Origin of the sequence: Sulfitobacter sp. HI0129, from assembly GCF_001635395.1 — a bacterium.
In the GTDB taxonomy this organism is placed as follows: Bacteria; Pseudomonadota; Alphaproteobacteria; order Rhodobacterales; family Rhodobacteraceae; genus Sulfitobacter.
Genome location: NZ_LWGH01000218.1, coordinates 1 through 23,247 on the forward strand (window position 1 = coordinate 1; position 23,247 = coordinate 23,247).

At 64.2% G+C, this 23,247-nt stretch carries 25 protein-coding genes and 1 pseudogene; 23 read left to right on the forward strand and 3 right to left on the reverse strand.

The features are described 5' to 3' along the window. Nucleotides 1-389: pseudogene (locus A3764_RS02795) on the reverse strand (glutamine--fructose-6-phosphate transaminase (isomerizing)); the annotation flags it as partial. Nucleotide 390: 1 nt separating this feature from the next. Further along, nucleotides 391-1,743 (reverse strand): bifunctional UDP-N-acetylglucosamine diphosphorylase/glucosamine-1-phosphate N-acetyltransferase GlmU, encoded by a 1,353-nt coding sequence (gene glmU / locus A3764_RS02800; protein WP_067920860.1) that lies wholly within the window; start codon nt 1,741-1,743, stop codon nt 391-393. 143 nt (nt 1,744-1,886) lie between these two features. Here glmU and A3764_RS02805 point away from each other — a divergent pair, with 143 nt between their 5' ends. Continuing rightward, nucleotides 1,887-2,561 (forward strand): HAD-IA family hydrolase, encoded by a 675-nt coding sequence (locus A3764_RS02805; protein ID WP_067920858.1) that lies wholly within the window; start codon nt 1,887-1,889, stop codon nt 2,559-2,561. Continuing rightward, nucleotides 2,558-3,766 (forward strand): DegT/DnrJ/EryC1/StrS family aminotransferase, encoded by a 1,209-nt coding sequence (locus A3764_RS02810; RefSeq protein WP_067928744.1) that lies wholly within the window; start codon nt 2,558-2,560, stop codon nt 3,764-3,766. Before A3764_RS02805 ends, A3764_RS02810 begins: the two co-directional genes overlap by 4 nt. Before the next feature lie 31 nt (nt 3,767-3,797). Here A3764_RS02810 and A3764_RS02815 read toward each other — a convergent pair whose 3' ends face one another. Then, entirely contained in the window at nt 3,798-4,274 is a 477-nt protein-coding gene (locus tag A3764_RS02815; RefSeq protein ID WP_067928746.1) for a pyridoxamine 5'-phosphate oxidase family protein, read from the reverse strand. Between the two features lie 180 nt (nt 4,275-4,454). Between A3764_RS02815 and A3764_RS02820 the strand changes: the two genes are divergently transcribed. From A3764_RS02820 to A3764_RS02920, 21 genes are all read left to right on the forward strand, one after another. Next, on the forward strand, nt 4,455-5,618 hold the full coding sequence (locus A3764_RS02820) for an isovaleryl-CoA dehydrogenase (RefSeq protein ID WP_067928748.1): 1,164 nt from the start codon (nt 4,455-4,457) through the stop codon (nt 5,616-5,618). Nucleotides 5,619-5,729: 111 nt separating this feature from the next. Then, on the forward strand, nt 5,730-6,131 hold the full coding sequence (locus tag A3764_RS02825) for a DUF1622 domain-containing protein (RefSeq protein WP_067928750.1): 402 nt from the start codon (nt 5,730-5,732) through the stop codon (nt 6,129-6,131). Then, on the forward strand, nt 6,124-6,843 hold the full coding sequence (locus tag A3764_RS02830; protein ID WP_067928753.1) for a flavodoxin family protein: 720 nt from the start codon (nt 6,124-6,126) through the stop codon (nt 6,841-6,843). Before A3764_RS02825 ends, A3764_RS02830 begins: the two co-directional genes overlap by 8 nt. Before the next feature lie 57 nt (nt 6,844-6,900). Continuing rightward, nucleotides 6,901-8,370: an AMP-binding protein gene (locus A3764_RS02835; protein ID WP_443069030.1), complete on the forward strand. Its 1,470-nt coding sequence runs from the start codon at nt 6,901-6,903 to the stop codon at nt 8,368-8,370. After that, complete coding sequence (locus tag A3764_RS02840; RefSeq protein ID WP_067928757.1) at nt 8,367-9,971, forward strand: carboxyl transferase domain-containing protein; 1,605 nt, start codon at nt 8,367-8,369, stop codon at nt 9,969-9,971. Before A3764_RS02835 ends, A3764_RS02840 begins: the two co-directional genes overlap by 4 nt. A 105-nt stretch (nt 9,972-10,076) precedes the next feature. Further along, nucleotides 10,077-12,023, forward strand: a complete 1,947-nt coding sequence (locus A3764_RS02845; protein ID WP_067928759.1) for an acetyl/propionyl/methylcrotonyl-CoA carboxylase subunit alpha — start codon at nt 10,077-10,079, stop codon at nt 12,021-12,023. Next, nucleotides 12,020-12,688: a glutathione S-transferase family protein gene (locus tag A3764_RS02850; protein WP_067928761.1), complete on the forward strand. Its 669-nt coding sequence runs from the start codon at nt 12,020-12,022 to the stop codon at nt 12,686-12,688. Before A3764_RS02845 ends, A3764_RS02850 begins: the two co-directional genes overlap by 4 nt. 55 nt (nt 12,689-12,743) lie before the next feature. Continuing rightward, entirely contained in the window at nt 12,744-13,601 is an 858-nt protein-coding gene (locus tag A3764_RS02855; protein ID WP_067928764.1) for a hydroxymethylglutaryl-CoA lyase, read from the forward strand. A gap of 29 nt (nt 13,602-13,630) precedes the next feature. Further along, entirely contained in the window at nt 13,631-14,410 is a 780-nt protein-coding gene (locus A3764_RS02860; protein WP_067928766.1) for a crotonase/enoyl-CoA hydratase family protein, read from the forward strand. Between the two features lie 398 nt (nt 14,411-14,808). Then, nucleotides 14,809-15,246 (forward strand): hypothetical protein, encoded by a 438-nt coding sequence (locus A3764_RS02870; protein WP_150120951.1) that lies wholly within the window; start codon nt 14,809-14,811, stop codon nt 15,244-15,246. A gap of 204 nt (nt 15,247-15,450) precedes the next feature. Continuing rightward, a complete protein-coding gene (locus A3764_RS02875) occupies nt 15,451-15,816 on the forward strand; it encodes an NADH-quinone oxidoreductase subunit A (protein ID WP_067928773.1) in 366 nt (121 codons plus the stop codon). Continuing rightward, nucleotides 15,807-16,346, forward strand: a complete 540-nt coding sequence (locus A3764_RS02880; protein WP_067928775.1) for a NuoB/complex I 20 kDa subunit family protein — start codon at nt 15,807-15,809, stop codon at nt 16,344-16,346. Before A3764_RS02875 ends, A3764_RS02880 begins: the two co-directional genes overlap by 10 nt. A 28-nt stretch (nt 16,347-16,374) precedes the next feature. Further along, the gene (locus tag A3764_RS02885) at nt 16,375-17,007 is read left to right on the forward strand and encodes an NADH-quinone oxidoreductase subunit C (protein WP_067928777.1); all 633 of its coding nucleotides are present in this window, start codon (nt 16,375-16,377) and stop codon (nt 17,005-17,007) included. Next, the gene (locus A3764_RS25620) at nt 17,007-17,180 is read left to right on the forward strand and encodes a hypothetical protein (RefSeq protein WP_201722116.1); all 174 of its coding nucleotides are present in this window, start codon (nt 17,007-17,009) and stop codon (nt 17,178-17,180) included. The genes A3764_RS02885 and A3764_RS25620 overlap by 1 nt, the downstream gene beginning before the upstream one ends. Then, nucleotides 17,180-18,400 (forward strand): NADH-quinone oxidoreductase subunit D, encoded by a 1,221-nt coding sequence (locus A3764_RS02890; protein WP_067928779.1) that lies wholly within the window; start codon nt 17,180-17,182, stop codon nt 18,398-18,400. The genes A3764_RS25620 and A3764_RS02890 overlap by 1 nt, the downstream gene beginning before the upstream one ends. Continuing rightward, entirely contained in the window at nt 18,397-18,882 is a 486-nt protein-coding gene (locus A3764_RS02895; protein WP_067928781.1) for a hypothetical protein, read from the forward strand. The genes A3764_RS02890 and A3764_RS02895 overlap by 4 nt, the downstream gene beginning before the upstream one ends. A gap of 10 nt (nt 18,883-18,892) precedes the next feature. Continuing rightward, nucleotides 18,893-20,143: an NADH-quinone oxidoreductase subunit E gene (locus A3764_RS02900; RefSeq protein ID WP_067928783.1), complete on the forward strand. Its 1,251-nt coding sequence runs from the start codon at nt 18,893-18,895 to the stop codon at nt 20,141-20,143. A 78-nt stretch (nt 20,144-20,221) separates the two neighbouring features. After that, nucleotides 20,222-21,175, forward strand: a complete 954-nt coding sequence (locus A3764_RS25625) for a hypothetical protein (protein ID WP_067928785.1) — start codon at nt 20,222-20,224, stop codon at nt 21,173-21,175. Nucleotides 21,176-21,192: 17 nt separating this feature from the next. Then, nucleotides 21,193-21,453: a DUF5337 family protein gene (locus A3764_RS02910; RefSeq protein WP_067928787.1), complete on the forward strand. Its 261-nt coding sequence runs from the start codon at nt 21,193-21,195 to the stop codon at nt 21,451-21,453. A 4-nt stretch (nt 21,454-21,457) separates the two neighbouring features. Beyond that, nucleotides 21,458-22,753, forward strand: a complete 1,296-nt coding sequence (gene nuoF, locus A3764_RS02915) for an NADH-quinone oxidoreductase subunit NuoF (protein WP_067928789.1) — start codon at nt 21,458-21,460, stop codon at nt 22,751-22,753. Nucleotides 22,754-22,756: 3 nt separating this feature from the next. Further along, nucleotides 22,757-23,218, forward strand: coding sequence for an HD domain-containing protein (locus tag A3764_RS02920; RefSeq protein ID WP_067928791.1), 462 nt, complete (start codon nt 22,757-22,759; stop codon nt 23,216-23,218). Nucleotides 23,219-23,247 lie beyond the last annotated feature (29 nt).

The following is a 23,247-nucleotide window of genomic DNA, read 5'->3' on the forward strand; positions in this document are numbered from 1 at the left end:
AGCAGCGCCACGGTTTCGGTGTCGGTTTCGCTATGGAACTGCATCCCGTTGGATTCCAGCTCGCTGCGCAGCTCGCGAAAGTTTTCGATGATCCCGTTATGCACGACGGCAACCGGACCCGCCTGATGCGGATGGGCATTGGCGACCGAAGGGGCGCCGTGTGTGGCCCAGCGGGTGTGGCCGATACCGGATTTCCCGGCCAGCGGCTCATGCACCAGAAGGTCGGAGAGGTTCACCAGCTTGCCCACGGCACGACGACGGTCGAGCTGTCCGCCGTTGACCGTCGCGATCCCGGCGGAATCGTAGCCGCGGTACTCCAGCCGTTTCAACGCCTCCACGAGGATGGGCGCGGCTTCGTGATTGCCCAGCACGCCAACGATTCCGCACATCTCAAATGCCCCTTTGCATCTTCGCCTTGCGCGCACGCAGGGTCTTGAACAGTTTGACGGCCATCCCGGGTTTTTCGACCTGCGGCGCGCGCGACAGCGCCAGCGCCCCCGGTTCCACATCTGAGGTGATCACCGATCCGCTGCCGGTCATCGCCTCGTCGCCGATGCTGACGGGTGCGACCAGCATCGTGTTCGAGCCGATGAAAACCCGTTCGCCGATATGGGTGTGATGTTTCATCACACCGTCGTAATTGCAGGTGATCGTCCCGGCGCCGACGTTACTTCCCGCGCCGATCGTGGCGTCCCCGATATAGCTGAGGTGATTGACCTTCGCGCCCTGCGCGATCTGCGCATTCTTGATTTCCACGAAGTTGCCGATGCGCACGCCTTCGGCTAGTTCCGCGCCGGGGCGCAGGCGGGCATAGGGCCCGACGACGGCACCGGCGGCCACGTGGCACCCTTCGAGGTGCGAAAACGCCCGGATCGTCGCGCCGGATTCGACCGTGACTTCGGGCCCGAAAACGACGTTGGGCTCGATCACCGTATCGCGCCCGATCACCGTGTCGCGGGCCAGGTACACGGTCTCCGGCGCCATCAGGGTCACGCCGTCCTCCATCAGGGCGGCACGGGCGCGCGCCTGAAAAGCCGCATCCGCCACGGCGAGGTCGGACCGGGAGTTGACGCCCATGGTCTCGGCTTCATCACAGGTTACGGCGGTTGCCGAAAGACCACGTTCGCGCGCGATGCCGATGATATCGGTCAGGTAATATTCGCCGGAGGCATTTTCGTTCCCCACCTGAGCGATGAGATCGAACAGCAGATCCGACCGGCAGGCGACAACGCCTGAGTTGCACAGGGTGATGCGCCGTTCCTCTTCGGAGGCGTCTTTGAACTCCACGATCCGCAGCAGTTCCGCCCCGTTAAGGACGAGCCTGCCGTAGCGGGCGGGATCGTCCGCTTCGAACCCCAGAACGACAACGTCATGGGTCGCAAGCGCGTCCTGCATGCGCGAAAGCGTTTCGGGCTGCACGAAGGGGGTATCGCCATAAAGAACCAGCGCCATGCCGTCGAATCCATCGAGGACGGGGGCCGCCTGTGCCACGGCATGCGCGGTGCCGAGTTGCTCTGACTGTACCACGACTTCGGCTCCGGGGTCGAAAAGCTCGGCCGCTGCTTTCACTTGTTCGGCCTCGTGGCCCGCGATCACCACGGTGCGCGACGGTTCAAGCACCGCGCCGGAGGCCATCGCATGTTCAAGCAAGGGCGCGAAGGCGACGGGGTGCAGAACTTTGGGTAGGTCGGATTTCATTCGCGTACCCTTGCCGGCGGCAAGGATGATCAGGGCGGTTCGCATATAACTTCCGAATATTCTTGGTCTTGCAATCTGTTTAAGCGCTTCGCACAAAGGTACAAGGGCGGCAACATCAAACCGTGTTGCGGTTTGAAACAGGGTGGGCAGCACCCCGCCGACAGGACATCACGGCAGGGGGCGGTACGATGAAGACCGTTGTATTCGATCTCGACGGCACGCTTGCAGACACCAGCGGTGATCTGATCGCGGCGGCCAATGCCTGTTTCCGGGACATGGGCGAAGGCGATCTACTGCACGCTTCGCACGATGCCGGGACCGCGCTGCGCGGCGGGCGGGCGATGCTGAAGCTCGGGATGGAGCGGCTTGGCCGCGCCGGGGACGATGCGGCGATCGACAGCTATTATCCCTTCCTGCTCGACGCCTATTCCCGCGATATCGACCGGCGGACGGTTCTCTATCCCGGTGCGATGGAGGCGGTCACCGCGCTGCGCACCAGCGGTTACCGGGTCGCCATCTGCACCAACAAACCCGAAGCGCTGGCCGAATTGCTGCTGACGCGGCTGGGCGTGCGGGACGCTTTCGGGGCGATGCTGGGGGCCGATACGCTGGACGTGCGCAAGCCCGATCCGGAGCATCTTTTCGAGACGGCGCGGCGGGCCGGGGGGGATCCAGCGCAATGCGTGCTGATCGGTGACAGCGATACCGACCGCAAGACCGCGGCGGCGGCGGGCGTGCCCTGCGTGCTGGTCACCTTCGGCCCTGCGGGTGGCGATATGGCAGCCCTCGAACCCGAGGCGCTGCTCGATGATTTCAAGGACCTGCCCGACATCGTCGGACGCCTCATCGGACCCCCGGCGTGACAGAGCGTTTTACCGGCAGCTTCACGCAGCAGGAACCGATTCCCGAAGACGGTATCGCCGCGGCGCTGGAGGTGATGCGCAGCGGCAGGCTGCACCGATACAATACCGCCCCCGGCGAAACCGCCGAAACCGTTCTGCTCGAACAGGAATTCGCTGCGATGACGGGCGCGCGCTATTGTCTCGCCGTGGCCTCGGGGGGCTACGCCATGGGGACGGCCCTGCGCGCCCTCGGCATCGGGCCGGGCGATCCGGTGCTGACCAACGCCTTTACGCTCGCCCCGGTGCCCGGCGCCATCGCCGGGGTGGGTGCAAAACCCGTCTTTGTCGAGGTCACGCGTGATCTGGTAATCGATCTCGATGATTTGAAGGCCAAGGCCGGGCAGGCGAAGGTTCTGCTGCTCAGTCACATGCGCGGGCATCTGTGCGACATGAACGCACTCATGACGATCTGCGATGCCGCCGGAATCATGGTGATCGAGGATTGTGCCCATACCATGGGCGCGGGCTGGAACGGGGTGCCATCGGGGCGATACGGGCGGATCGGCTGCTTTTCCTGCCAGACCTACAAGCATGTGAACGCGGGCGAGGGCGGGTTGCTGGTGACCGACGATGCCGAAGCGGCTGCGCGCGCCATCGTCCTGTCCGGCTCCTACATGCTCTATGCCTCGCACAAGGCAGCTCCGCCGCCGGAGGCTTTTGATCGCATTCGGTACGAAACGCCCAATATCTCGGGCCGGATGGATAACCTGCGCGCCGCGATCCTGCGCCCGCAATTGCGCACGCTCGACCGTCAGCGGGAAAGGTGGAACCGGCGGTACCGTATCATCGAAGGCGGGCTGCGCGGCACACCCGGTCTGACCCTCGTCGAGCGCCCGGAGGCGGAGCAGTTCGTTGGATCGTCGATACAGTTTCTTTTGCCGGACTGGTCCGAAGGGCAGATCAGGGAGGTTCTGTCGCGCTGCGCGGCGCGGGGGGTGGAGCTGAAGTGGTTCGGTGCCGCCGAACCGCAGGGCTTTACCAGCCGGTATCAATCGTGGCGCTACGCCTCAACGCAGACGCTGGCGCAAAGCGATCTGGTGCTGAGTGGATTGCTGGACATGCGTATCCCGCTGACCTTCACGGCGGAAGATTGCGAACTTATCGCCCGGATCATCAGCGAAGAAGTCAGCGCGGCGTTCGAGGGTGAACGCCGCACAGATGGTTGATCATTCAGGTGGCCCCCGAGGGGGCGGGGCGTCAGAAGCGCAGTGTGCCATGCTCGCCCATGTCGGGCTTTTCATCCGTAAGATGGGCCTTCGCGATTTCATAGAGGAAATGCATGCTTCCACCGGTCGCCCAGACCTCGGCTTCGGTCAGGTCCATGCGGATCAGTTGCACATCACTGTCTTGCTTGCCGTCCTCGAACCATGCGCCCGCGACGCCGTTCCAGAGCTTGTCCAGCTGCGCCTTGTCGTCGGACTGCGTTACCCGGCCATCGATGCGGGCATAGAGGGATTCATCGTTGGAGGAGACCAGATATTCGGCGGAGGCCCCCGTCGCCGCGGCACGGGAAAGATCGGTGCCGTTCGCGGTGATGAACCACAGCACGTTCCGGCCGCTGTCTTCGCCAATGTAATGCGACATGGGCACCGCGCGCGAATCCTTGGTGGCCAGCATACCGGTGCGCGTATCCGCCAGGCGGTCCCAGAAGGTCTCTTTCAAACTGTCAGACATTGAATTGCTTTCCGTTCGCTAAATTTCGGTCACGGATGCAACCTTTGGGCTTACGGTTGGTTCCGTCGAACCGCCGCGCTTGACGCAGGGCGGGGGTTTGCGTAAATAATGAACAACCGTTCAATAAATGGGATCCGGCCCCGCAGGGCACCGGCGCCCACCCCGTGGGAGGAGTGTGGAATGTTCGACGCAAGCATGAAGTTCGATCTGGGCGAGGACGTGAACGCGCTGCGCGACATGGTTCACCGCTGGGCGCAGGAACGGGTGAAGCCGATGGCCGCCGAGATCGATTCCAGCAACGAGTTTCCCGCCGACCTCTGGACGGAGATGGGGGAACTGGGCCTGCTGGGGATGACGGTCGATGAAGAATTCGGCGGCACAGGCATGGGCTATGTAGCCCATGTGATCGCGGTGGAGGAACTGGCGCGCGCCTCTGCTTCCGTCTCGCTATCCTACGGCGCGCATTCCAACCTCTGCGTCAACCAGATCAGCCTCAACGGGAGCGAGGAGCAAAAGGCGAAGTACCTGCCCGCGCTCTGCGACGGAACCCATGTCGGCGCGCTCGCCATGTCCGAAGCGGGGGCCGGCAGCGACGTCGTTTCGATGAAGCTGAAGGCCGAAAAGCGCAATGATCATTATCGGCTGAACGGCAGTAAGTACTGGATCACCAATGCCCCCGATGCCGAGACCCTGGTGGTCTACGCCAAGACCGACCCGCACGCGGGCTCGAAAGGCATCACCGCCTTCCTGATCGAACGGTCGATGACCGGCTTTTCGACCAGCCCGCATTTCGACAAGCTTGGAATGCGCGGATCGAACACGGGCGAATTGATATTCGACGACGTGCAGGTGCCCTTCGAAAACGTGCTGGGCGAAGAGAACCGGGGCGTGGCGGTCCTGATGTCGGGCCTCGATTACGAGCGCGTGGTGCTCGCCGGGATCGGGCTTGGGATCATGGCCGCATGCCTTGACGAGGTGATGCCCTACATGGCCGAGCGCAAACAGTTTGGCCAGCCGATCGGCTCCTTCCAGCTGATGCAGGGGAAGATGGCGGACATGTATACCGCGATGAACTCCGCCCGCGCCTACGTCTACGAAGTCGCGAAGGCCTGCGACCGGGGCGACGTGACCCGGCAGGATGCGGCGGCCTGCTGTCTCTATGCCTCCGAACAGGCGATGGTGCAGGCGCATCAGGCGGTGCAGGCCATGGGCGGTGCGGGCTATCTGAACGACAACCCGGTCGGGCGCATCTTCCGCGATGCCAAGCTGATGGAAATCGGGGCGGGCACATCCGAGATCCGCCGCATGCTGGTGGGGCGCGAAATGCTGGCGACGATGGGGTGATGCGAGGCCGCGCCTACACCGGCGCTTTTCGCGCTGCCGCCGAACCCGTGAAACAATATGACGGGCCAACGGTTTGACATGATAGACCTTTGAACAGCACGGGGAGACATCATGGAAAAACTGATCGAACTTGAAGCCGAAGGCGGGGTGCTGCACGGCAGCCTGCCCTGGCTGATCGAGTTGCTGGAGGTCATAGCGGAGATCATCGATATTGCCGCCATCCTGCTGCTGCTCGTGGGGGCCACCCGCTTCATCGCGGGCGTTATCTTTGCAGAGATCGCACGGCAAGGTGCGGATCGGGTGCGACGTACCAACCGCGAGCGGATCGAGCTTGGCCGCTATATCCTCGCGGGGCTGGAGCTCTTCATCGTGTCGGATGTGATCCATACCGCGCTGAGCCTCAAGTTTTCCGACCTCCTCTTCCTTTTCATGCTCGTGATCATCCGCTCCATCACCTCATATTTCCTCGACCGTGAACTCGGTCAGCTCAAACAGGAGCTAGGCAATGACTGACTTTTCCAATCTCAAGGCGATTTACGTAAACACCTCCCTCAAGAAAACGCCGGGGGAAAGCCACACGCAACTGCTGATGAACGCCAGTGCCGACATCATGCGCAAACAGGGGGTCGCGGTCGAACATCTCTATCTGCTCGACCATCAGGTGCCCCCCGGCATCTACCCCGATATGACCGAACATGGCTGGGACCGCGACGACTGGCCCGAGCTGTGGAAGAAAGTGAACGCCGCCGATATCCTCATCATCGGGACGCCGATCTGGCTGGGGGAGGAAAGTTCCGTCTGCCGTGTGCTCATCGAGCGGCTCTATGCCATGTCGGGCGAGTTGAACGACAAGGGCCAGTCGGTCTTCTACAACAAGGTCGGCGGTACCATCGTGACGGGCAACGAGGATGGTATCAAACATGTGGCGATGACCACGGGCTTTGCCTTGAACCATCTGGGCTATTCTCTGCCGCCGCAGGCAGACGCGGGCTGGATCGGCGAGGCCGGGCCGGGACCTTCCTACGGCGACGAAAAGGACGATGGCAGCCGGGTGGGGTTCGACAACAGCTTTACCAAGCGCAACACGACCATCATGACATGGAACCTGATGCATCTTGCCGCCATGCTGAAAGCGGCGGGTGGTTACCCGAACGAAGGCAATGATCGCAACGCGATGGACGCGGGGCAGGATTTCGGTTTCGAAAACCCGGAGTATCGCAGCTAAATGCAGCTTCCGGGGCTTGATAACGCGCTGAATTGGGACATCCCCGAAAGGTTGAACATGGCAGCGCAATGTCTCGCTGGCCCGCCCGACGCGGTGGCGATCATCGACCTGCGCGAGGGGGAGCGCCATGACGTGACCCGGGCCGCCTTGGCAGAGCGGGTCGACGCCATCGCAGCGCATCTGCGCGAACGGGTCGAGCCCGGGGACCGGATCGGCGTTCTGCTGGGCCAGTCCCCGGACTGCGCGGCGGCGCATCTCGCAATCTGGAAGATCGGGGCGATCTCCGCCCCGCTTTTCCAACTGTTCGAGCGCGATGCTCTTGCCAGCCGGGTGACGGATGCGGGCTGCACGCTGGTGCTGACGGATGCACGCGGCGCGGGCTTGCTTGGCGATCTGGCGCCCGCGCTGCTCATGGATGATATCCCGACATGGAGGGGCGGCGCGCTGCCCTTCGCCGATACCGCCGCCGAGGATCCGGCGGTGCTCATCTACACCTCCGGCACTACAGGCACGCCCAAGGGGGCTTTGCACGCGCATCGGGTGCTGACGGGGCATCTGCCCGGCGTCTCGCTCAGCCACGATATTCTGGGCGAGGCGGGCGATTGTTTCTGGACCCCGGCGGACTGGGCATGGATCGGCGGGCTGTTCGATGTCGCTATGCCGGCCCTCGCGCTGGGCATCCCGGTGGTCTCGGCCCGGATGCCGAAATTTACGCCCGAAGGTTGCGCCGAGATCGTCGCGCGGGGCGGGGTGCGGAATGTCTTTTTCCCGCCCACGGCGCTGCGTATGCTGAAGGCCTCGGATACCGCGATCCCCGGGCTGCGGTCGGTCGCCAGCGGGGGCGAGCCCCTCGGGGCGGAGATGCTGGAGTGGGGCCGCCGCGCCTTTGGCCTTGATATCAACGAGTTCTATGGTCAGACCGAATGCAACATGGTCGCATCGAGCTGTGCGGCGCGCTTTGCAGGGCGTCCCGGGCATATCGGCAAGGCGGTGCCGGGCCATGAGGTGGCGGTGATCGATGACGCGGGCAAGCCGGTTGCGGGTGAAGGCGACGTCGCGGTGCGGCGCGGCTCTGCCTCCATGATGCTCAAGTATTGGAACAGGCCCGATGCCACCGCCGAGAAGTTCCGGGGCGATTGGCTCATCACCGGGGACCGGGGCGTGATGCAAGACGGCTACCTGCGCTTCGTGGGGCGGGAGGATGACGTGATCACCTCTGCCGGGTACCGGATCGGCCCGGCAGAGATCGAGGATTGCCTGCTGACCCATCCCGGTGTCGCCACGGTGGGCGTCGTCGGTAAACCCGATGCGCTGCGCACGGAGATCGTGAAAGCCTATGTGGTTCGCAAGGCCCATGATCGCACCGAGGCGGAAGAGTTGCAGAACTGGGTGCGTGACCGGCTGGCGCGCTATTCCTACCCGCGGGAAATCGAATTCGTGGATGCCCTGCCCATGACGGTAACGGGCAAGGTGATCCGCAAGGAACTGAAGGCGCGCGCGGCGCGCGAAGGCAAGGAAACGACATGAAGCTTACATCGCAGGCCCTTCCCGCGTCCGAGGCGTTCAAGGCGAATGAAATGGCGCATCTCAAGGCGCTGGCAGAGGTGCGCGAGGCGGCGGAAACCGCCGCGCTGGGGGGCGGTGAAAAGAGCCGCCAGCGGCATGAAAGCCGCGGCAAGATGCTGCCGCGCCAGCGGGTCGCCAACCTGCTCGATCCCGGCAGTCCGTTTCTCGAGATCGGGGCAACCGCGGCCCATGGGCTCTATGACGGGGCCGCACCGGCGGCGGGCGTCATCGCCGGCATCGGGCGCGTGCAGGGGCAGGAGGTGATGGTGGTCTGCAACGACGCCACCGTGAAGGGCGGCACCTATTACCCGATGACCGTGAAGAAGCACCTGCGCGCGCAGGAGATCGCCGAAGAGAACCATCTGCCCTGTATCTACCTGGTGGATTCGGGCGGGGCGAACCTGCCCAATCAGGATGAAGTCTTTCCCGACCGGGATCATTTCGGGCGCATCTTCTACAATCAGGCCCGGATGAGCGGGAAGGGCATCCCGCAGATCGCCGTGGTGATGGGCTCCTGCACCGCCGGGGGGGCCTATGTGCCTGCCATGTCCGATGTGACGATCATCGTGAAGGAGCAGGGGACCATCTTCCTCGCTGGTCCGCCGCTGGTGAAGGCCGCAACCGGGGAGGTCGTCAGCGCCGAGGATCTCGGCGGGGGCGATGTGCATACGCGCCTTTCAGGCGTGGCCGACTATCTGGCCGAGGACGACGCCCATGCGCTGGCGCTGGCGCGCCGAGCCGTGGGATCGCTCAACCGCGCAAAGCCGCGCACGGTGGTTTGGGAAACGCCGGAAGAGCCGGCCTATGACCCCGCCGAGATGCTGGGTGTCGTGCCCGCCGACCTGCGGACCCCCTACGACATCCGCGAAGTCATTGCCCGCCTTGTGGATGGCAGCCGCTTCGACGAGTTCAAGCCGCGTTTTGGCGAGACATTGGTCACGGGCTTTGCGCATCTGAAGGGATGCCCCATCGGGATCGTCGCGAACAACGGGGTGCTCTTTTCCGAAGCGGCGCAAAAGGGCGCGCATTTCGTCGAGCTTTGCAGCCAGCGCCATATCCCGCTGGTGTTCCTGCAGAACATCACCGGCTTCATGGTGGGGCGGAAGTACGAGAACGAGGGCATCGCGCGGCATGGCGCCAAGATGGTCACCGCCGTGGCCTCGACCAATGTGCCCAAGATCACCATGCTTGTGGGCGGCTCCTTCGGGGCGGGCAACTACGGCATGGCGGGGCGCGCCTACAGCCCGCGTTTCATGTGGACATGGCCCAACAGCCGCATATCCGTCATGGGCGGCGCGCAGGCGGCGGGCGTCTTGGCGACCGTCAAGCGCGATGCCATCGAACGCGGCGGCGGCAGCTGGACCGAGGAAGAGGAAACCGCCTTCAAACAGCCCACCATCGACATGTTCGAGGAACAATCCCATCCGCTTTATGCCAGTGCCCGCCTCTGGGACGATGGTATCGTGGACCCCCGTCTCAGCCGCGACGTGCTGGCGCTGTCGCTTTCCGCCAGCCTGAACGCCCCCATCGGAGAGACACGCTTTGGCGTGTTCCGCATGTGATGGGTCAGGTCTGCGACAGGGGGCCAGCCCCCGCCGCCGCGCTGCGGCGCCTCCCCCGGGATTTGGGGCCATTTGGAAGCAAGGACATACGGAAGGCCGAAGTTGATGTTTGACACGATCCTGATTGCGAACCGGGGCGAGATCGCCTGCCGGGTGATCGAAACGGCGCGGGCCATGGGGCTGCGCTGCGTGGCCGTCTATTCGGATGCGGACGTGGGCGCGAAGCATGTGCAGATGGCGGACCGGGCGGTGCACATCGGCGGCTCCGCCCCCGGAGAGAGCTACCTGAGGGGCGACGCCATCGTGCAGGCGGCGCGGGACACAGGCGCGCAGGCGATCCATCCGGGCTACGGTTTCCTGTCCGAGAACCCCGACTTCGTGGAGGCGGTGGAGGCCGCCGGGCTGGTCTTCATCGGGCCCTCGGCCAAAGCGATCCGTGCCATGGGGCTGAAGGATGCGGCCAAGGCGCTGATGGTCGAGGCGGGTGTGCCGGTCGTGCCGGGTTACCACGGTGCCGATCAGGATGACGCGCTGCTCGCGCGGGAGGCCGAGGACATCGGCTATCCGGTCCTGATCAAGGCGGTGGCTGGCGGCGGCGGCAAGGGCATGCGGCTGGTCGAGAAGCCGGGCGATTTCGACAAGGCCCTGGCATCGGCCCGGTCCGAGGCAAAGGCGGCCTTTGGCAATGCTGATGTTCTGGTCGAGAAATTCGTGAGCAAACCGCGCCACATCGAGGTGCAGATTTTCGGCGACGGTACCCGCGCCGTGCATCTCTTCGAGCGGGATTGCTCGCTGCAGCGGCGCCACCAGAAGGTCATCGAGGAGGCCCCCGCGCCGGGTATGACCGAAGAGATGCGCGCCGCCATGGGGCAGGCGGCTGTCCGCGCGGCGGAAGCCATCGGCTATGCCGGTGCGGGTACGGTGGAATTCATCGTCGACAGTTCCGACGGGCTGCGGCCCGACGGGTTCTTCTTCATGGAGATGAACACACGCCTGCAGGTGGAGCACCCGGTGACCGAGATGATCACCGGTGTGGACCTTGTGGAATGGCAGTTGCGGGTCGCCGCGGGTGAGCCGCTGCCTGTTGCGCAGGATGATCTGCGGATCACGGGCCATGCCTTCGAGGCGCGTCTATATGCCGAGGATGTGCCCAAGGGCTTCTTGCCCGCGACCGGCAGGCTCAGCCATCTTTCCTTTCCCGCCATGGCGCGGGCGGACAGCGGGGTCCGGGCAGGGGATACGATCAGCCCGTTTTACGATCCGATGATCGCGAAGGTCATCGTGCATGGCCCGAACCGGGATATGGCGCTGGCGCGGCTGCGCGCGGCCCTCGCGGGTACGCAGGTGGGGGGCACGGTGACGAACCTTGCCTTTCTGGGGGCGCTGGCCGCGCATGAAGGCTTTGCCGCGGGCGATGTGGATACCGGGCTGATCGCGCGCGACATCGATGACCTGACCCGCCCCCCCGGGGTGGAGCCGCGGCATAAGGCGCTGGCTGGGATGGCGGCGCTGGACCTGCTTGCGCCAGACCCCGATGCGGGTTTCCACCTTTGGCAGCCGCTGCGGCGGCGGGTCGAGTTGCGGCAGGGCGACGAGAGTTTCGAGCTGAAGGTGCGGGTGCTGGACGCGGATACTCAGGTCTGGTCCATCGGCGAGAGAGAGGTCGAGGCGCGGCGGCTGCACGGACGCTGGCGCATCGGTGGGCATCCGGCGGCGGAGGTCGCGGTTGCGGACGGCGTTGTGACGGTGTTTGATGGCTACGGTCTGGCCTTCGACATTGTCGATCCGCTGGACCGCGCGGCGGGTGCCCAGGGTGACGGCAACGTCATCGAGGCGCCGATGCCGGGACTGGTGCGCGCGGTGGAGGCCGAGGTTGGGCAGAAGGTTTCCAAGGGGGACCGGCTGGCCGTGTTGGAGGCGATGAAGATGGAACATTCCCTGCTGGCTGCGCGGGACGGCATCATTGCCGAAGTGCTGGCGGCGCCCGGCGATCAGGTGGAGGCGGGCGCGGCGCTCGTCCGGCTCGAAGCCGAAGCGGAAGACGCCGCATGATCACCTTGCACCATTGCCCCCAGACCCGCTCCATGCGGACGCTCTGGCTGCTCAACGAGCTTGAAGACGTCGAATTTCAGGTCAAGCTGCATGCTTTCGACAAGAGCCTGCGTGACCCGGAGTACCTGACGCTTTCCCCCGCGGGCCGCGTGCCCGCGCTGGAGATCGACGGTGAGCGCATGTTCGAAACCGGGGCGATCACCGAATACCTCTGCGAACGGTTCAGTCCCGAAAGGCTGGGGCGGATGCCGGGGAGTATCAATCGCATGGCCTGGCTGGTCTGGGTCCATTTCGCAGAGACGATCAGCCAGCACGCGGCTGCCCTGACCCAGCAGCACATTGCGTTGCGCGACGATTCCATGCGCAGCCCCATCGTGATGAAGCTGGAGGCGGCGCGGATCGCGAAATGCTATGATGCGCTGGAAGCGCGGCTGAGCACACCGGTCGAGAACCGCGATTACATGCTGACCAGCGGGTTTTCGGCTGCCGATATCTCGGTAGGGCAGGCGGTCTATATGGCGCGCCATTTCGTGAAGCTGGACGATCATCCCAGCGTTGCCGAATGGTACGAACGCATCACCGATCGCCCCGCTTTCCAGAAGTCGCTGCCTGATGAGCAGCGCCTTTACGAAAAGGATTTCTACCCACCCTGGCCGGTGGAATGACCCGGCGCGGTCAGGCGCTGGGCGGCAGATTGATCAGCAGCGAGGGGAGGCGGGCATGAGCCTAGGACCATGTGAAATCTTCGAGGTGGGCCCGCGCGACGGCCTGCAGAACGAGGCGCGGCCCATTCCTGTGGAGGAGAAGGTCGCGCTAGTCGACCGGCTGAGCGAGGCGGGCTTCAACCGCATCGAATGCGCGAGTTTCGTGAGCCCCAAGTGGGTGCCGCAAATGGTCGGCTCCGCCGAGGTGCTGGCCGGTATCAAACGCCGCGACGGCGTGCGCTATGCGGCCCTTGCACCCAACATGCGCGGGTTCGAGGATGCCCGGGCTGCAGGAGCGGACGAAGTGGCGGTCTTCGCCTCCGCTTCCGAAGGGTTCAGCCGCAAGAACATCAACGCCAGCGTCGAAGAGGCCTTCGAGCGGTTCGCGCCCATACTCGAAGAGGCGCGGCATCTGGACATTCCCGTGCGGGGCTATGTGTCTTGCGTGATCGAATGCCCCTATGACGGGCCGGTGGCGCCCGCGCAGGTCGCGGCGGTGGCCGACCGGCTCTTTGCCATGGGCTGCTACGAGATCTCGCTGGGCGATACCATCGGGGCGGGCACGCCGGACAGGATCGCGCGGATGCTGCTGACGGTGCGCGATGTCGTTCCCGTGGGGCGGCTGGCCGGGCATTACCATGACACCCACGGTCGGGCGCTTAGCAATATCGATACCTCGCTGTCGCTGGGCGTACGGGTCTTCGACGCGGCAGTGGGCGGTCTTGGCGGATGCCCATATGCTCCCGGGGCCGCCGGAAACGTGGCCACGGAGGCGGTGAACAAACATCTCACGGCGCTGGGGTACGAAACCGGGCTGGATCAGGACGCGATCCTTGATGCCGCCCGCATGGCGCGCGACATGCGCGGCGACTGAAGCCGGTATCGCCACCCACAGGAGGATTTATGTACGATACGCTGCAACTGCGCACCGACGACCGGGGCGTTGCGACGCTGACGCTGAACAAGCCCGAAAAGCACAATGCCATGTCCGCCGAGATGATGGCCGAATTGACCGATGCGGCGCGGCGGCTGGGGCAGGACGATGCGGTTCGCGTGCTTGTCCTCACTGGAGCGGGAAAATCATTCTGCGCCGGGGCGGATCTGGGCTGGATGCGGGCACAGCGCGACATGGATGCGAAAACGCGGTCTGGCGAAGCACTGAAGCTGGCGCGGATGCTCGATGCGCTCAACACTTTGCCGAAACCCCTGGTGGGGCGCGTGCAGGGCAATGCCTTCGGCGGCGGCGTGGGGATGGCATCTGTCTGTGATGTCGCCATTGGGGTGGATAGCCTCAGGATGGGGTTCACCGAAACACGGCTGGGGATCATCCCCGCGACGATCGGGCCTTATGTCCTTGCCCGCATGGGGGAGGGGCGCGCGCGCCGGGTCTTCATGTCGGCGCGGCTGTTCGATGCCGCCGAAGCCGTCGATTTGGGGCTGCTTTCCCGCTGCGTGCCAGAGGCTGAACTCGACGCCGCGGTCGAGCGTGAGGTCGTGCCCTATCTGTCCTGCGCGCCCGGTGCGGTGGCCGCCGCGAAGGCGCTCGCCCGGGGGCTGGGACCGGTGATCGACGACAAGGTGATCGAGCGTACGGTTTCGGCCCTTGCCGCGCGCTGGGAAACCGATGAGGCCGCCGAAGGGATCGATGCTTTCTTCGAGAAACGAAAGCCAGAATGGCAGTGACAAAAACTTGGTGACTTTGCCGCATCTATCCTTATAGTGAGACTTTAGGTGCCAAAATGGCGAATTTCATCAGGGGCAGGTCGTGGAGTATCACCAACACACGTTTGACTGCCCCGGGATGGGGAAACCGGCCCCCCGCCCCATGAAGGGCTCTGCTAACGCTATCACAAGTATGTGTCGGCATGTAGATCGGGGGCATCGCCACGGAAAGAAGGCTGATAATCTGCAGATCCGGAACAAGGATGCTTTCCGCGCCGACCTTGCCGAAAAGTATGTCAGGGCGGGAGGTTTTCAAGGTCTGACGCCCTTGCCATCTGGAAGAGAAGCGGGGTGAGCGTTGTTGCGCGGCGGCCGCGGGCCGTCTTTTACGAGTGTTGACGAGGTAGAGATCGGTCCCAATGCAACTGCATAAGCTACATCAGGATGCGCATTCCCGCGCTGTGGAACACGTCACCCTACGTATGGACTGGCTGAGGACGGGGAACGTCGAGATGCTGGCGCGTCACTGTGCGGTGCCGCTGGCCATATATTCAGACGAATCCATTGCCGTGATCCAGCACCGCGACGATCTGGAAGCCATGTACAGCCGGCTCTGCGAAACGGTCTTCGCGCTTGGCCCGACGGAGGTGAAGCAGAACATCGTGCATGTGTGCCGGCTGCGTCAGGCCCGGGTGGCGATTGAGTTGCAGCGCACATGGTCGCCCCGTTTTGGTCCTCCGCTGCGCGAATCTCTCGTATACCGGATGCGGGTGGCGCCTGCCGGGGGCTGGGTCTCTGTCGAGATGGTGGAAATCCTGCGGATCGGTACGCACAGGCACCCCGATCCGCTGTCCTGAGCGGGCTTTCACGCGACCTTTGAAAACCGGCGCAGGGGGGTACGCCACCCGGTTGCCACGGCCTTCCCCGGGCGCGCTCGCATCGCTGCGGCGGAGTAGCCCAATGCGCTTGGCTTCGGTTGACCCTGCCGGACGGCAGGGATAAACCCGAAAGCAAGTGAAAGCGGGGCTGTGGGCTCCGTCTTACCCGAAAAGGAGCCTCCCTTGGACGACATGCTGCGGGAATATCTTCCGATCCTCGTCTTCCTTGCCGTCGCGATCGGTCTGGGCCTTGTTCTGATCCTTGCCGCCGTGGTCATCGCGGTGCGCAACCCGGACCCGGAAAAGGTCTCGGCCTATGAATGCGGGTTCAACGCCTTTGACGACGCGCGGATGAAGTTCGACGTGCGGTTCTACCTCGTGTCGATCCTGTTCATCATCTTCGATCTGGAAATCGCGTTCTTGTTTCCATGGGCGGTCGCTTTCAAGGACATGAGCATGATCGGCTTCTGGTCGATGATGGTCTTCCTCGCCGTGCTGACCGCGGGCTTCGCCTATGAATGGAAGAAGGGGGCGCTGGAATGGCAGTGACCGACACCTATACCCCGGCCACCGCCGGGATGGACCGGGACGTGGCAACCCAGAACCTGAATGCGGAGCTTCAGGACAAGGGGTTTCTGCTGACCTCGACCGAAGACATCATCAACTGGGCACGCACCGGTTCGCTGCACTGGATGACCTTCGGGCTCGCCTGCTGCGCGGTGGAGATGATGCACACCTCCATGCCGCGCTATGACCTCGAACGCTTCGGCACCGCGCCGCGCGCCAGCCCGCGCCAGTCGGACCTGATGATCGTCGCGGGCACGCTCACCAACAAGATGGCCCCCGCGCTGCGCAAGGTCTATGACCAGATGCCCGAGCCGCGCTACGTGATCTCCATGGGATCCTGCGCCAACGGCGGCGGATATTATCACTACAGCTATTCGGTGGTGCGCGGCTGCGACCGGATCGTGCCGGTGGACGTCTATGTGCCGGGTTGCCCGCCCACCGCGGAAGCGCTGCTTTACGGCATTCTTCAGCTGCAGAAGAAGATGCGCCGTACCGGAACGATCGTGCGATGAACGCAGGCTGGATCAGGGAGATCCCTACATGAGTGAACAGCTTCAGGAATTGGGCGCCTATATCGAGGCGAAGCGCCCCGACTGCGTGCTCGGCTGGGATGTGCGCCACGGCGAATTGAACCTAAACGTCACCCTCGGCAACATCGCCGGGCTCGTCGAATTCCTCAAGGGCGATGCGACCTGCCGGTTTTCCACGCTGGTGGACATCACGGCGGTGGATCACATCGGGCGGGCAAAGCGGTTCGACGTGGTCTATCACCTGCTCAGCATGTACCAGAACCACCGCATCCGCCTGCGGGTCGCCGTGCGGGAAAAGGATATGGTGCCCTCGCTGGTGAACGTGCATCCTTCGGCCAACTGGTTCGAACGGGAAGTCTTCGACATGTTCGGCATCCTCTTTTCCGGTCACCCGGACCTGCGCCGCATCCTGACGGACTATGGTTTTCGCGGCTTTCCGCTGCGCAAGGATTTCCCGACCACCGGCTATACCGAGGTGCGCTACGACGAGGCGGAGAAGCGCGTCGTTTACGAACCCGTCTCGCTGGTGCAGGAATATCGGCAGTTCGATTTCATGTCGCCCTGGGAAGGGGCGGACTATATCCTGCCGGGTGATGACAAATCGGCGCCCGACGGGCATGTTTCCAAACCGGGAGACAAGTAATGGGCTTTTTCGGCTGGCTGATCCTGTCGGCGCTTTTCATCATTCCGATGCTGAAGCTGCTGCCGCATTTCGGAATTCACAAATACTGGGCCTTTGCCTGCCTCGTGCCCTTCGGAACACTGGCGCTGGTTTGGTGGATGAGCATGCGGCTGCAAGAGTTGGAGCGTAGGTGATGGACGGTAGCAAAGGTTTCGAAGACGCCCTGACCGGCGAACAGAAGATCCGCAACTTCAACATCAACTTCGGCCCCCAACACCCTGCCGCGCATGGTGTTCTTCGACTGGTGCTGGAGCTTGACGGCGAAATCGTCGAACGCTGCGATCCGCATATCGGCCTGCTGCACCGCGGGACCGAGAAGCTGATGGAAAGCCGGACCTACCTGCAGAACCTGCCCTATTTCGACCGGCTCGACTACGTCGCCCCGATGAACCAGGAACACGCTTGGTGCCTCGCGATCGAGAAGCTGACCGGCGTCGAGGTGCCGCGCCGCGCGTCGCTCATTCGGGTGCTCTACTCCGAGATCGGGCGCATCCTGTCGCATCTGCTGAACGTGACCACGCAGGCCATGGACGTGGGCGCGCTGACCCCGCCGCTCTGGGGGTTCGAGGAACGCGAAAAGCTGATGATCTTCTATGAGCGGGCCTGCGGTGCGCGTCTGCACGCGGCCTATTTCCGGCCCGGCGGCGTCCATCAGGATCTGCCCGACGCGCTGATCGACGACATCGAGGCATGGTGCAAACAGTTCCCCGAGGTGCTTGACGACATCGACGGGCTGCTGACGGAAAACCGTATCTTCAAGCAGCGCAACGTCGATATCGGCGTCGTCTCCGAGCAGGACATTCAGGAATGGGGCTTTTCCGGCGTGATGGTGCGCGGTTCCGGCCTCGCATGGGATTTGCGGCGCGCGCAGCCCTATGAATGTTACGACGAGTTCGATTTCCAGATCCCCGTCGGCAAGAACGGCGACTGCTACGACCGCTATCTCGTCCGCATGGAAGAGATGCGCCAGTCCGTGCGGATCATGGAACAGGCCATCGTCAAACTGCGCGAACCCGAAGGTCGGGGCGATATCCTTGCAAGGGGCAAGATCACGCCGCCGTCGCGCACCGCAATGAAGACCGACATGGAAAGCCTGATCCACCACTTCAAACTCTACACAGAGGGCTTCCACGTGCCCGAGGGAGAGGTCTATTGCGCGGTGGAAGCGCCAAAGGGCGAATTCGGCGTCTATCTCGTCGCCGATGGCACCAACAAGCCCTATCGCGCCAAGCTGCGCGCGCCGGGATATCTGCACCTGCAGGCGATCGATCACATTTCCAAGGGCCACCAGCTTGCGGATGTGGCGGCGATCATCGGCACTATGGACGTTGTTTTCGGGGAGATCGATCGATGAATGCCGCACGCATAATCACGCTCACGGGGCTGGCCAGCCTTGCGCTGCCGCTGCCGCTCGCGGCGCAGGAAACCTCCGAAGCGGCGCTGTTTACCGTGCTCGCGCGGGAAGGCTGCATCGTGTCGGAACGCGGCATGAACGAAGTTCTGGCCCCTGAAGGCTTCGATTTCCGCTTTGTCAGCGACACGCTGACCCAGTTGCTGGCCGACGGCGAGGCGTCGATGAACGCCGACAATGAAATGCATCTGCCCGCCTCGGTCTGCCCGCCCGCGGAACCCGCGCCCTCGCCGCGCGACGTGCTGCTTCGGACCTTTGCCGAAAACGATTGTTCGGTGGATGAGGCGCGGCTTGCCGAACTGGCGCCCGACCTGTCGGATGCGGCCAAGGTGGCCGTGCTTTTGCCGATGTTCGAAGACGGCACGCTGACCGTTACCGGCAGGACGGCGACGCTCGCCGAAGACGCCTGCACACCGACCGAATAGTAGGACAGACATGCTCCGCCGACTGCACCCCGAACAGCCCGAAAGCTTTGCCTTCACGCCCGACAATCAGGCCTGGGCCGAAGCACAGATGACGAAATACCCCGAGGGCCGTCAGGCCAGCGCCATCATTCCGCTGCTCTGGCGCGCGCAGGAACAGGAAGGCTGGCTGTCCCGCCCGGCCATCGAACATGTGAGCGAAATGCTCGGCATGGCCTATATCCGCGGGCTCGAGGTCGCGACCTTCTATTTCATGTTCCAGCTTCAGCCCGTGGGCAGCGTGGCGCATGTTCAGGTCTGCGGCACCACGTCCTGCATGATCTGCGGGGCCGAGGACCTGATCGGCGTCTGCAAGGAACGTATCGCGCCGCGGGCGCATGAACTTTCCGCCGATGGCAAGTTCAGCTGGGAAGAGGTCGAATGCCTCGGGGCCTGCTCCAATGCGCCCATGGCGCAGATCGGCAAGGATTATTACGAGGATCTGACGGCGGAACGTCTGGGCGAGATCATCGATGAAATGGCCGCGGGCGACGTGCCTGTGCCGGGCCCGCAGAATGGCCGCTATGCGTCCGAACCCGCCGCCGGGTTGACCAGCCTGAAAGACCATGCCGAAGGCCGCCCCGAATACAACGCCTCTGCCGATCTGGCGGTGAGCATCGGCGACACGATCAAGCGCATCGACGGAACCGAAGTGCCCCTGACCACGCCATGGCAGGACAATGGCGTGGACGAGGATGCAGATGGCGTCGCCCCGCGCGACGATCTGATGGCCCCCTCGGGCCCCGACGGCGCACAGGGTGGCAGGACAGAGGCCGAAGCCCCCGCGCCGCGCGATGTGGGCGACAGTTCAGACAAATATTCCGAAGCCGAGGGCGAAGCGCCAAACGTCGAAGCCACCGGTCGCCCAGATGAAGGCAGCGTCGCACCGCCCGAAAAGAACACTGGTGTGGGGGCGGAATCCGGCCACCCCGCGCCTGAGGCGACCCCCTCGGCCAAGGACGCCGATCCCGGCACGAGGCCCGTGGCGCTGTCGACGGCGCGCGACGCCGGGGCGGATGACCTCAAGAAGATCAAGGGCATCGGTCCTAAAGTCGAAAAGACGCTGAACGACATGGGCATCTATCATTACGACCAGATCGCGGGCTGGAGCCCCGAAGAGGTCGCCTGGGTCGATCAGAACCTCAAGGGTTTCAAAGGGCGCGCGAGCCGTGATGCATGGGTGGCCCAAGCGGGCGGCCTCGTGTCCGGTTCGAAGGATAAATGAACAGGCGGTAGGAGAGACGGAAGCAAGCGCAGTACCACATCCACCGCCGCGACCTGAACCAAGGGGGACGACACGGACATGAATACATCATCCACGAAAGAGGCCTGCACCCGCCGGTGCTGGTGGACCGGCGCTGCCGTCGGCGTGATCGTTGCCATCCTATGTCTCATCGGGGGCTGGGGCTGGCTGGGTGCCATTCTTGTCGGCCTGATCCTCTGGGCGATCGTCGGTTTCGGCCTGTCCAAGGTCCTGTGTTCCGGCACGGAAGACGAAAACCCCTTCGGCAGCAGCGCCGAAGAGCGCCGCGCCGCCGCCCGGCAGCGCGACAGCGGGGCTGACATCGCCTCCGCCTCGCTCGCGGGTGGGGCAGGGGCCACTGTTGCCAGCCCCGATCCCCAGCCCGAGGCGGAGCCCAATGAAAGCGGCACGACCTCTGCCGTTGAATTCGTCGACGAAACGCCGGACCGTGCGGAGCCTGCCGCTTCGGCAGAGGAGTTGGATCAGGCAGCGCCCGTGGAAAGCCCCCCGGCAAAATCCGACGCCGCCGCGCCTGCGGGAAAGCCCGTCAATGGCGTGGTTCCCGACGCGGATGACGTGAAGGCAGAGAGCGACGCGCCCTTCAAGGTGCGCCCCTCCAAGCCGCTGCAGGGGCAGGCGGAACTGGCCGCCCGGAAGGGATCGTGGAAATACGATCCGGCGGCAGGTGGTGCCGCCACGGCTGCGCCCGTCGCGGATTCGACTGCAGAGGTTTCGGAGGAAATGCCCTCGGACGCTGATGGTGAGGGTAAGGCACCGGTCACATTGGACGCGCCGCGCGGCGGGTCTGCCGACGATCTGCAGCGCATCGGGGGTGTCGGCCCCAAGATGGAACAGACGCTCAACGATCTGGGCTTCTATCACTACGATCAGATTGCCGACTGGACGGAGGAGGAGATCGACTGGGTCGATTCCCGTCTGAGGTTCAAGGGCCGTATCCGCCGTGACGACTGGGTGGGTCAGGCCAGCGCGCTCGCCAAGGCCACTCAGGGCTGACACGACAGGCAATCGCGGTGGAAGACAGGAACGCAGACAGGGCGCTCGCGCGCAAGGGCCAGACGGCGGCCGCGGTAATCGCGGGCACCATGCTGCTGTGGCTCGCGGCCCAATGGGCCGCCCCCGCCATGGGGTTGCCCGGGCGCTATGCCTTCCTGTTCGATCTCGCCGCGCTCGCGGCCCTTTTCTGGGCCATGGTGGTGATTTTTCAGATGTGGCAGGCCCGGCGGGCCGGCCGAAAGACTTCCGGTCCCACGGGCCGAGACAACCGAGGGTAGCTTCATGCTTCAGGACCAAGACCGCATCTTCACCAATATCTACGGCATGGCCGACCGCAGCCTGAAGGGCGCGCAGCAGCGGGGCCATTGGGATGGTACCGCGGGCATCATCCAGAAAGGCCGCGACTGGATCGTGGATCAGATGAAGGCCTCCGGCCTGCGGGGCCGGGGTGGTGCTGGCTTCCCCACGGGTCTGAAATGGTCCTTCATGCCCAAGGAAAGCGACGGGCGGCCCGCCTATCTGGTGGTCAACGCCGACGAATCCGAACCGGGTACCTGCAAGGACCGCGAGATCATGCGCCATGATCCGCACACGCTGATCGAAGGCTGCCTCATCGCCTCTTTCGCGATGAACGCCCATGCGTGCTATATCTACATCCGCGGTGAATACATCCGCGAGCGCGAGGCGCTGCAGCGCGCTATCGACGAAGCCTATGACGCGGGCCTTCTGGGCAAGAACGCCGCCGGTTCCGGCTGGGATTTCGACCTCTATGTCGCCCATGGCGCGGGGGCCTATATCTGCGGCGAGGAAACCGCCCTGCTGGAATCGCTCGAAGGCAAGAAGGGCATGCCCCGGATGAAGCCGCCGTTCCCCGCCGGTGCGGGCCTTTATGGCTGCCCGACGACGGTGAACAACGTCGAATCCATCGCGGTGGTGCCAACGATCCTGCGTCGTGGCCCGGAATGGTTCGCAGGCTTCGGGCGCCCCAACAACGCGGGCACCAAGCTCTTTGCCATTTCAGGCCATGTAAACAACCCCTGCGTGGTCGAAGAGGCCATGTCGATCACCTTCGAGGAGCTGATCGAGACTCACTGTGGGGGCATCCGGGGCGGTTGGGACAACCTGAAGGCCGTGATCCCCGGCGGATCCTCCGTGCCGCTGATCCCCGGCAAGGACATGCGCGAAGCGATCATGGATTTCGACTACCTGCGCGAACAGCGTTCCGGGCTCGGCACTGCGGCTGTCATCGTGATGGATAATTCCACCGATATCATCAAGGCGATCTGGCGGTTGTCGAAATTCTACAAGCATGAATCCTGCGGTCAGTGCACCCCCTGCCGGGAAGGCACCGGCTGGATGATGCGCGTGATGGACCGCCTTGTGACCGGTGATGCGGAGCCCGAGGAAATCGACATGCTGCTGGACGTGACCAAGCAGGTCGAAGGCCACACGATCTGCGCACTTGGCGATGCGGCGGCATGGCCCATTCAGGGTCTCATCCGGCATTTCCGGGACGAGATCGAGGATCGCATCAAGCACAAGCGCACGGGCCGTGTCAGCGCGGTCGCGGCGGAGTGATCCGTGGCCGCGGCCGATCCCGCATCAGCCTCTGTCGGCGCCGCGTTTGAACTGGCGCTGACGGCCCATGGCGGCCAGACGGACCGCGCGGGGCAGCTCTATATCGGCCATGTGGCGCGGGTCACCGCGCGAATGACGGAGGACGCCGACCGGATCGTCGCGCTGTTGCACGACACGGTGGAGGATACCGACGTCACGCTGGAGCGCATCCGCGAGACCTTTGGCGACAGCACCGCGCGTTCGGTCGATTGCCTGACGCATCGGCCCGAGGAAAGCGTGGAAAGCTACATGGCGCGGGTCAATACCGATGCCTGCGCGCGCCGCGTGAAACAGGCCGATCTCGACGACAATGCCGATCCACGCCGCCTGCTGATGCTCGATGACAAGACACGTGACCGGCTCTTGCAGAAATACGCCAATATGCAGGCCCTGTTGCGCACCGATGACACGGGGCAGGACGCATGAACAGGCGCTGCCGCGCGGCCCTAGAGGCG

What these genes read in the sequence shown, in the direction of transcription:
- glmU (WP_067920860.1), bottom strand. Translation starts at nt 1,743, where the DNA reads ATGCGAACCGCCCTGATCATCCTTGCCGCCGGCAAGGGTACGCGAATG.
- A3764_RS02805 (WP_067920858.1), top strand. Translation starts at nt 1,887, where the DNA reads ATGAAGACCGTTGTATTCGATCTCGACGGCACGCTTGCAGACACCAGC.
- A3764_RS02815 (WP_067928746.1), bottom strand. Translation starts at nt 4,274, where the DNA reads ATGTCTGACAGTTTGAAAGAGACCTTCTGGGACCGCCTGGCGGATACG.
- A3764_RS02820 (WP_067928748.1), top strand. Translation starts at nt 4,455, where the DNA reads ATGTTCGACGCAAGCATGAAGTTCGATCTGGGCGAGGACGTGAACGCG.
- A3764_RS02825 (WP_067928750.1), top strand. Translation starts at nt 5,730, where the DNA reads ATGGAAAAACTGATCGAACTTGAAGCCGAAGGCGGGGTGCTGCACGGC.
- A3764_RS02830 (WP_067928753.1), top strand. Translation starts at nt 6,124, where the DNA reads ATGACTGACTTTTCCAATCTCAAGGCGATTTACGTAAACACCTCCCTC.
- A3764_RS02835 (WP_443069030.1), top strand. Translation starts at nt 6,901, where the DNA reads ATGGCAGCGCAATGTCTCGCTGGCCCGCCCGACGCGGTGGCGATCATC.
- A3764_RS02840 (WP_067928757.1), top strand. Translation starts at nt 8,367, where the DNA reads ATGAAGCTTACATCGCAGGCCCTTCCCGCGTCCGAGGCGTTCAAGGCG.
- A3764_RS02845 (WP_067928759.1), top strand. Translation starts at nt 10,077, where the DNA reads ATGTTTGACACGATCCTGATTGCGAACCGGGGCGAGATCGCCTGCCGG.
- A3764_RS02850 (WP_067928761.1), top strand. Translation starts at nt 12,020, where the DNA reads ATGATCACCTTGCACCATTGCCCCCAGACCCGCTCCATGCGGACGCTC.
- A3764_RS02855 (WP_067928764.1), top strand. Translation starts at nt 12,744, where the DNA reads ATGAGCCTAGGACCATGTGAAATCTTCGAGGTGGGCCCGCGCGACGGC.
- A3764_RS02860 (WP_067928766.1), top strand. Translation starts at nt 13,631, where the DNA reads ATGTACGATACGCTGCAACTGCGCACCGACGACCGGGGCGTTGCGACG.
- A3764_RS02870 (WP_150120951.1), top strand. Translation starts at nt 14,809, where the DNA reads ATGCAACTGCATAAGCTACATCAGGATGCGCATTCCCGCGCTGTGGAA.
- A3764_RS02880 (WP_067928775.1), top strand. Translation starts at nt 15,807, where the DNA reads ATGGCAGTGACCGACACCTATACCCCGGCCACCGCCGGGATGGACCGG.
- A3764_RS02885 (WP_067928777.1), top strand. Translation starts at nt 16,375, where the DNA reads ATGAGTGAACAGCTTCAGGAATTGGGCGCCTATATCGAGGCGAAGCGC.
- A3764_RS25620 (WP_201722116.1), top strand. Translation starts at nt 17,007, where the DNA reads ATGGGCTTTTTCGGCTGGCTGATCCTGTCGGCGCTTTTCATCATTCCG.
- A3764_RS02890 (WP_067928779.1), top strand. Translation starts at nt 17,180, where the DNA reads ATGGACGGTAGCAAAGGTTTCGAAGACGCCCTGACCGGCGAACAGAAG.
- A3764_RS02895 (WP_067928781.1), top strand. Translation starts at nt 18,397, where the DNA reads ATGAATGCCGCACGCATAATCACGCTCACGGGGCTGGCCAGCCTTGCG.
- A3764_RS02900 (WP_067928783.1), top strand. Translation starts at nt 18,893, where the DNA reads ATGCTCCGCCGACTGCACCCCGAACAGCCCGAAAGCTTTGCCTTCACG.
- A3764_RS25625 (WP_067928785.1), top strand. Translation starts at nt 20,222, where the DNA reads ATGAATACATCATCCACGAAAGAGGCCTGCACCCGCCGGTGCTGGTGG.
- nuoF (WP_067928789.1), top strand. Translation starts at nt 21,458, where the DNA reads ATGCTTCAGGACCAAGACCGCATCTTCACCAATATCTACGGCATGGCC.